This window comes from Alicyclobacillus shizuokensis NBRC 103103 (genome assembly GCF_001552255.1).
Lineage (GTDB): Bacteria > Bacillota > Bacilli > Alicyclobacillales > Alicyclobacillaceae > Alicyclobacillus_G > Alicyclobacillus_G shizuokensis.
In genome coordinates this window covers 1-7,612 of record NZ_BCQV01000073.1, presented here as the reverse complement: position 1 = coordinate 7,612, position 7,612 = coordinate 1, and the positions used below count along the sequence as shown (strand labels likewise).

6 protein-coding genes and 1 pseudogene are annotated in these 7,612 nt (G+C 52.0%); 3 read left to right on the top strand and 4 right to left on the bottom strand.

Annotation, left to right across the window (positions count from 1 at the left end; translation table 11 throughout):
- Positions 1–799: hypothetical protein (locus ASH01S_RS16810; protein ID WP_217996354.1), on the top strand; the 799-nt coding region annotated here is incomplete at its 5' end.
- A 203-nt stretch (positions 800–1,002) separates the two neighbouring features.
- On the top strand, positions 1,003–2,685 hold the full coding sequence (locus tag ASH01S_RS16805; RefSeq protein ID WP_245629139.1) for an IS1634 family transposase: 1,683 nt from the start codon (positions 1,003–1,005) through the stop codon (positions 2,683–2,685).
- 350 nt (positions 2,686–3,035) lie between these two features.
- Here ASH01S_RS16805 and ASH01S_RS19085 read toward each other — a convergent pair whose 3' ends face one another.
- The gene (locus tag ASH01S_RS19085) at positions 3,036–3,287 is read right to left on the bottom strand and encodes a hypothetical protein (RefSeq protein WP_217996353.1); all 252 of its coding nucleotides are present in this window, start codon (positions 3,285–3,287) and stop codon (positions 3,036–3,038) included.
- A 234-nt stretch (positions 3,288–3,521) separates the two neighbouring features.
- On the opposite strand from ASH01S_RS19085, the pseudogene ASH01S_RS19780 reads away from it, so the two are divergent.
- Positions 3,522–3,983 (top strand): annotated as a pseudogene (locus ASH01S_RS19780) (lytic transglycosylase domain-containing protein); the annotation flags it as partial.
- Here the strand turns inward: ASH01S_RS19780 and ASH01S_RS19365 are convergent.
- The 3 genes from ASH01S_RS19365 to ASH01S_RS19080 all read right to left on the bottom strand — a co-directional run bounded on the left by ASH01S_RS19365 (position 3,909) and on the right by ASH01S_RS19080 (position 7,156).
- On the bottom strand, positions 3,909–4,466 hold the full coding sequence (locus tag ASH01S_RS19365) for an ArdC-like ssDNA-binding domain-containing protein (protein ID WP_373278597.1): 558 nt from the start codon (positions 4,464–4,466) through the stop codon (positions 3,909–3,911). The pseudogene ASH01S_RS19780 and the gene ASH01S_RS19365 overlap by 75 nt on opposite strands.
- A gap of 832 nt (positions 4,467–5,298) precedes the next feature.
- Entirely contained in the window at positions 5,299–6,192 is an 894-nt protein-coding gene (locus tag ASH01S_RS18125) for a DNA-methyltransferase (protein ID WP_083517301.1), read from the bottom strand.
- Positions 6,179–7,156, bottom strand: a complete 978-nt coding sequence (locus ASH01S_RS19080) for a hypothetical protein (RefSeq protein WP_217996352.1) — start codon at positions 7,154–7,156, stop codon at positions 6,179–6,181. Before ASH01S_RS19080 ends, ASH01S_RS18125 begins: the two co-directional genes overlap by 14 nt.
- Positions 7,157–7,612 lie beyond the last annotated feature (456 nt).

Here is a 7,612-nt window from a genome sequence, read left to right as displayed (position 1 = left end):
GGGGGGGGGGGGGGGGGGGATTACGGCGGCGGCCATTTCGCTCGGTCGTCCTGAATTCCTTCGTCATGGCTTTGCTCGTTTTCTCGCGCAAAGGCGCAGAGACCAACTCGATACGCAACAATCCATGGCACAAATGGCCGCACGAGGTCTCGACCCATCGAATGCGGAGGATCGCAGGACATTCGCAGACATGCTGCGGGAGGAAGGCCAATCCTCGAAAACGCAAGGTGTGCTCCTCAACGCATTGCCGACTATGCCGGCATCTAATTTGAAGCCTACGAAACTCATGCCGAATCTCGATCCGGACGCCGCGCGCGTTTGGCGCCGAATGTACCGCATGGGCATCGACCCGATGGTGGCATCCGAAGCCACATGGCAAAAGTGGATTGCCGAGCACCCCGAAGACGCACGTCACAAGGAGGCGATACAGCGCTTTGCTCAACTTCCGGTGGATGAGACGGTCGTCAATCCGCCAGACAAAAACAGCACCACGTACATTCCGCCGACGAATCCCGGACGCGAACATCCGACCTATGCGTACTGGGAGAAGCACTACTGGGAGGACCGCATGTTGTACGAACAGGCGAAACAGCAGGTGGATGCCAAGGCGAAGCGTGAACATGAGCAAGCGATGGACGTCTACCGTGCCCAGCCAATTTACCGTAGGGTCTTTACGGCCAAGCCGACTTATCAACCGCCGACCCAAGCCCAGTATCTTAAGGCGTTCCAAGAGCTGCGCCGACAATCGCCACCAGTGCCAAGCATGGGGAGGATGACCCGTGAATCGAAAGACCAATGACCGCGTGACTTGGTTGTATCCTAGGCGGACCCGCAAGGAGCTGGCATGGGATCTGACGAAACGGGGGACCGTGTGGTTCTTCCGCAATCTCATGGCCCACATTTCGCGCCCGTTTTGCAGACGCAGATTATTTTTGACAGGAATTTCGCCAGCCGCTGTGGAATCCAGTAGGTCGTTGCATCTCTGGACGGGAGGATTTCCAGTTGCTCGGTGGCATTCGTACGTTTGTCATGGGACCCGCGCCTGTACTCGCACGTCTCATCGATTGGCTGGGATGGGTCGACATCATTGACCAAGCAGTGGCGCGCTCGGACTACAAGCTGTCTGTCGGATTGCGCACCAAGGCGTTGCTCATTAACGTGGGGACCAACCGAGAGGCTCTGTATCGTGTAGAGGAGTTCTATGCCAAGCGCGATACGGAAGTGCTGCTGGGTGAAGGCGTTTCCACCGAAGATCTCAACGATGACGCCTTGGCACGTGCATTGGATGCTATCTACGAAGCCGGTCCCGAAGGGTTGTACACCGCCATCGCCTTGCAGACCATGCGAAAACTGCGAGTGATGGATGATGCCGATGACCTCATCCCCATTCATGCGGATACCACCTCACTTTCGGTCACGGGCGAGTACGTGGATCAAAGCGAGTTTCGCATTGACCGGGGGTTCTCGAAGGATAGCCGGCCAGACCTGAAGCAAATCGTGTTTGGGCTGTGCACAGTGCAGGGCTTGGGGCTGTGTGCGAATGTGAATCCGGGCAACCTGGACGACCATACGTGGAACTTCGAGAACATCCAGCAATTGTTGGGGCAACTGGACGATGCGACCCGTCAAAGAGGCGTGTACATTGCCGACGCGGCGTTGGTGACGAAGGAGAACCTGCAGTTGCTGACGGAGGAAAGGATCCACTTCATCTCTCGTTTGCCGGGGACGTACAAGCTGTCTGAACAGCTCAAGCGTGCCGCATGGGAGAAGGAGGATAGTTGGGAGGAAGTCGGTCGTCTGGCCGAAGCCAAGGATGGGGCAAGCTACAAAATTCAATCCTTCCGCCGCACGCTGTACGGACGGACGTACCGGTTCGTGGTGGTCCGCTCTTCGAGCTTGGACGCGCGGAAGCAGAGCAAGCTCGAGGGTGTACTGGAACGTGAAAGAAACGAGTTGCAAAGAGCCGCCAAGCTCCTGAGCAAGAATGTCTACAGTTGTGAGCAGGATGCGCAAGCCGCGGCGCAGGCGTTTGTACATCAATACCGAGACGTCTTGCACCGGCTGGTGACGGGCGTACGAGCCGAACAGATTCAAGAAAAGCGAACGCGCCGCGGGCGACCGCGCAAAGACGGACCAGCGCCGCCGGTACGGACCCAGTACCGCGTGGATGTGGAGATCCTGCCGCCGACTGAGGAGAGCGTCCAGGTGTGGCGAGAGAAGGAAGCGACATTCGTACTCATCACGGACATCCGCGACGACCAGTGCGTGCCGGATGAGCAGGTGCTGCGGCTTTACAAAGAGCAGCACGAAGTCGAAACGCGCTTTCGGTACCTGAAAAGCCCCTACCACGTGGGGCCCATCTTTCTGCACAAACCGACCCGCGTCAAGGCGTTCGGGTTCGTGATGCTACTGTCCCTGTTGTTGTATAGCGTCCTGGAGTACGTGATTCGAGAACGGATGAAGCAGGAGACCGAACCGCTCATCCTTCCTGGAAGGCGCAAGAGCTTCCGTCCGACGGGGCTATCGATTCTCGAGATGCTGGACGAGATGACCACAGCCCACGTCCGAGTGGGAGATGTGTGGCATCGGACAGCGGTGTCTCCGCATGACCCCCAAGTAGAACGTGTACTGAAACTGCTGGGCATGGACCTGAGCATCTACACGGAGGTTCAAAAAATCGCCTGACGGGCGCTTGTCTGGGTATGCGTCCGGTTTCCAATTCTGATCATTTATTGGAAAGATCGCGATTTCATATTCCGTAAATTGTATCTCCTGCAACCCGGATGCGTATCCGATTCGTACCGTCACTGAGTTTCCAGTTCATCCGGGCAAAACGGGCGCGAAATGTGGGTCATGGCACAACCGAAGATGCGGGAGTTGTACGAGGCGCGGAACAAACCGGCTGTACTGCTCTTTGGGCTCATTTGCGCAGGGCTGCTTTTGAACGGTCTTTTTCATGAGGTGCACCAATGGATTGTCGGTTCCCCAAACAACAACAACAAAATCAGTAGCCAACCTACGACGGACCGTCAAAGTCACACCACGACCTCTCCAGCCACGTCGGCCTCATCGACCGGAACATCGACTTCGTCGAAGGTGACGTCGTCCACACGCCATGGGACGGTGAAGTCTACAGAATCGGCAAAGCCTGCACCATTCCCACTTAAAATGTCCAAGGTCATTCTTGAGTCGGGGCCGCCAGGTGTGCAGGCCGCCCCGAAGGATGCTGTACAGGCGGCTGCACGGTTTGCATGGCTAGACTTCCTAACGACCCACCAGGTCAGCACGAAGGCTATCCTGGAACAAATCCGGGCGGTCACTACGCCCGCGTGTTATCAGGACATCGCCAGTTCCTTTCGGCCCCCCCATGATCCACAGACGTGGGTGGATGTACGCGTATACCCAGTCCACCACAACGCAGACGGCTCTTGGTGGGTGAGTACCACGCCGCAAGCCAAAGACGCCAAAGGGCATCTCCAGTCCATCGGATTTTTTGATCTCGTGACGAAGGAGGGATCGCAATGGAAAGTACAGCGCGTCTCCTTCGATCCCCCTTCGTTCTGATCGCCGGGGTGTTCCTCGTCGGTGTGCTCTTTTTCGCGACATCCGTCGGTATCGGTGCTCTCGGATTGCTCTCGGCCACCGGAAGTCTCGTCTCGTCGGATATCGCCGTCCCACAGCCGGGGTCGGTTACCGATGGACCCATTCACGTGCCGGAGCAGTTGATCCCGGTGTACGAGGATGCGGGGAAAAAGTACAACGTGACCTGGACCGTGTTGGCCGCGATCCACTACGTAGAGACAGGCTTTTCGATGGGCAATTCGCCCACCAGTTCGAAAGGGGCCGAAGGGCCGATGCAATTTGAGCCGTCTACGTGGGCAGAGTACGCCGTGACGGCTCCAGGACAGTCAGGGCCACCCGACATCCAGAACGTGTACGACGCCATTTATACCGCCGCGCATTATTTGTCGGCCAATGGATTCGCGCAGAATCCCTATCAGGCGATCTATCAGTACAATCACGCCGACTACGCCTTGCAGGGGATGGATCCGGTTATGCGCTGCATGCGCCAACTCATGGAAAAAGGTGATCTCATCGTGCGAACACAAGATGATCTCATCTCTGACCGGATGGTACAGTCCATAAAAGCGACCGGTTTTCGGAGCGTAGCGAACAGGAATCCCCCAGGCTTGCGCGACGTTCATCAGTGGAGGGAGGACCGGTGGATCGTAGTTCGGGACGGTCACAGGATCCCCTTCGGTATCTTCTAGGCGGAATACCGGAATGGCCTTAAACCCGACGACGACCAGGCGACGAATCTCCTCTCCAGTCTCCGGATCCTCGCGTGTAACCGTCTTTGTGACCGGTCCGAGGATGTAGAACGCTTTGGCTCCCTTTTTCACCTTGCGTCCGGCTTCCTCCCACTGCTTGAAACCACGAGCATCAAAGGTGTCGTGAGCGACCATCAGGAGCCGATTGGCAAGGCTCCACTTGTCACACGGGCGGTCGCCTTTCGGTTCGATGAAGGTACGGGCCACGGCTTGCGGGAGCTCCCCGGTCTCCCACATGTCAAGCAGTTTCTTTGTGGCCGCTTCGATCCGGTCTTGGTGCATCAGCATCGCTGATTCCTCCCTCAAACTTGGTCTCGTGCGCCCCCCTTGGGGGGTGCCGCGCGAGGCGGCAGACCCAACCACGATGAAACAATCCCCTTCCACGTTCGAGCGAGGTTTCGTTCACTCCGACAGACTAGGCAGATGTCCGGCTGGAAGGGTTTCGTAGACCGAACCCAAAAGGCATGACCACGTCGACAAAGGTATCCTTGGAGCCACACCTGCTCCTCCTTCATGATTCGATCCCATATAGCCTTTTTGAGTGGTTCCGGTGGATTGAGTCGCTTGGAGAGATACTCCTTCATCGCCAAGACGAGAACGTGTGTCATGGGTCGATTTTCCCGTTCAGCCAGTAGAGCGAGCATCTCCCGCTCTTCCTCGGTGAGGTACACGGTGAGCCGGTGCGTTCGTTTTTCCGCATCTTGTTTTGGTGGCCTCGCCAACGGAGGCTCAACTCCTATTGCACTGTTATTTACCTGTATATATACTAATCGATCCGCCTGATGAATCAATGTTTAAAAACGCGGACCGCGAGGGGGCACACATCACGTACTTCCCATGTTTCACAGTGGTGTTTCACAACATAAAATCGCCGCTTAGGGCCCAATCCGGCCGAAAACGGCGATTCCATGTGTTTCCTTCGTCCCATAATAACCGGCATTATGTCGCCTTCTTCGGCTAGAGCGTTTTATTGAACATCAAACAACGGTAATTGCATATCCACCTCCGAAATTCTACTCTGTGCCATCCTTTGATACTCATCGACTAATTCTATTCCAACGAAATTTCTTCCGTGCTTTCTTGCGACCACTCCAGTAGTACCAGATCCAGTGAATGGGTCAAGAACAAAATCACCTTTTTTCGTTGAAGCAAAAAGACATGTTTCCACGAGCTTTTCAGGAAACACAGCGAAATGTGCGCCTCTAAATTTGCTTAAAGGGATAGTCCAAACCGTTCTTTTGTTCCTTCCAAGGGGATGAAATGCTTGATCCCAACGTGCATCATGTAAATTTCTGTTCCCTTTGTTCTTTCCGTTTTCTGGCGTACCACCAGGTTTTCCGAAGTGGTTCCTTCCCCCCCTCATCTTTGACTTACTTGTAAAAGTTACATGTTCTTCTCTAATTGCATCTGCATCGTAGTAGTAGTTTTCTGATTTGGAAAACATAAATACATACTCATGGTCAGTTGTTGGGCGACTCGTAACAGAAGAGGGCATAGCATTTGGCTTGTGCCAAATTATGTCGCTTCGCAAAATCCAACCGTTATCTTGAAGTGCTAATGCGACTCTCCATGGAACTCCCAACAATCTCTTGTTTCTATACGTATCGCCTAGGTTTAACCACAGTAATCCATCTGACTTCAGCTTTGGCTTGATACTTTCGAACGCTTTTACCAAGTTAGATACATATTCGTCTACGTCTGTTTCCCTTCCAATTTCATAAGCCGACTGTTCGCTGTTCGTGGAATATTGCCTATGTCCAAAATACGGCGGACTTGTAATTATCGCTTGGAAAAAATTATCTGGAAGAAGTGCAGAGTTCTGTACTACATCTCCTAAAAGTACTTGATTACTGATCGTCATTGCTCAACACCTTTTCAATGTATCTGTTAAAGTTTCTTTGGGACTCTTCGTCCAATGTTACAAATACATTGGGGTTCATATTAAAGTGAAACACAAAATCTATCTTATCTAAAATCACACTAATTTCCTCAGGAGACCAGTTCTCAGCAATAATTACTACAGCTATGTGTGCATTAGGATGTATTTCTTTTATATCGTTCACAGCGGTGATAATGTCTCTGGAAAATAAATGCGAGTGCCCGCCACCTTGAGTTTCTCTAGTTTTTACTGGGATAAACAAAGGAACAGGCTTGCCAGTGGTTTTATCTATCATTGTCGCGGATACGTCCACTGTGTGTCTACCGACTTTTATTTGCCTTTCGGCAATGTGTACACTCTTGTACTTGCCATAGTTCATATATGCTGAGTAATAGGATTGAAGAGCAGTAGCGAGCCCAACTCTGATACCTGTCTCCGCAAAATGACCTCTTAAACTTCTCCTTGAACCTTCAAGCCTATCAATGAGAATTTCTTTGACAGCAGTCCATTCAAAGCTCTTTACAATTGACCTATACTCCATAATAAGTTTAACTAAGGTATCAACTTGTGCAGTTAATGCATCTATGTTGTCCGCTTTCCTCATTTGTGAGATTAACGGTGCTAGTCTTTGTTGTGGGGCATCTCGAATCATCCATGCAAAAAAATAAAAACAAGCTTTGGCATGATCATACGTCCTGCCCAATCCGTCAAACAACAATGGTTTTTCTTCACTAGGCTTTGGGTTATAACAGTCCTGAATAATTCTAGTAAGTTCCTCCGCTGAACAAGTCATTAGAATATCGTTCAAACTACCTGTCGATCTGGTGACCTGTTTACTTTTTCGTTCTATCCAATCATAAAATGGCTTTGCCTGATTCGCCAATTTTGTAAGTTCCACCAAACGTAAATGAGCTATATTAACTTTATGTACAATTAACTCTTGCATAAAAATGCTCCCCTTTGCCCGTCCCATAACGTTTGTCATTACAACAACACATTGATTTCGTGGCCCGTTCTATACGTTCATCGAGACCGGGAGATACCAATTCAGAGAGATTTCTTTGCCTCAGTTTGGATCTATTGCTAATACTGATATGGGAATGGTAGATTTATCTCAGTTGAATACGGACGGCGTTAAAAAGCCCCGTTCAATGTTCCCGCACTGAACGAGGCACGCGCACTCCTCGAGGTAGCGCTCGAGAAGTCGCTTTTACACCAGTGATTGTATCGATTTTTGGATATCAATACAAGCGGTGTATTTTGGCGAATACGGACGGAATGTGTCCGGCTTCTCGGCTAACGAGCTGATGGAGTCGGACTTTTTTATTGCTGTCCATATGGGAGGTCATTCAATGGACGGATCGGAATTGTCGGACCTCAAACTTGGGGAGCTTTGCTTAAG

What these genes read in the sequence shown, in the direction of transcription:
- ASH01S_RS19365 (WP_373278597.1), bottom strand. Translation starts at nt 4,466, where the DNA reads ATGGTCGCTCACGACACCTTTGATGCTCGTGGTTTCAAGCAGTGGGAG.
- ASH01S_RS18125 (WP_083517301.1), bottom strand. Translation starts at nt 6,192, where the DNA reads ATGACGATCAGTAATCAAGTACTTTTAGGAGATGTAGTACAGAACTCT.
- ASH01S_RS19080 (WP_217996352.1), bottom strand. Translation starts at nt 7,156, where the DNA reads ATGCAAGAGTTAATTGTACATAAAGTTAATATAGCTCATTTACGTTTG.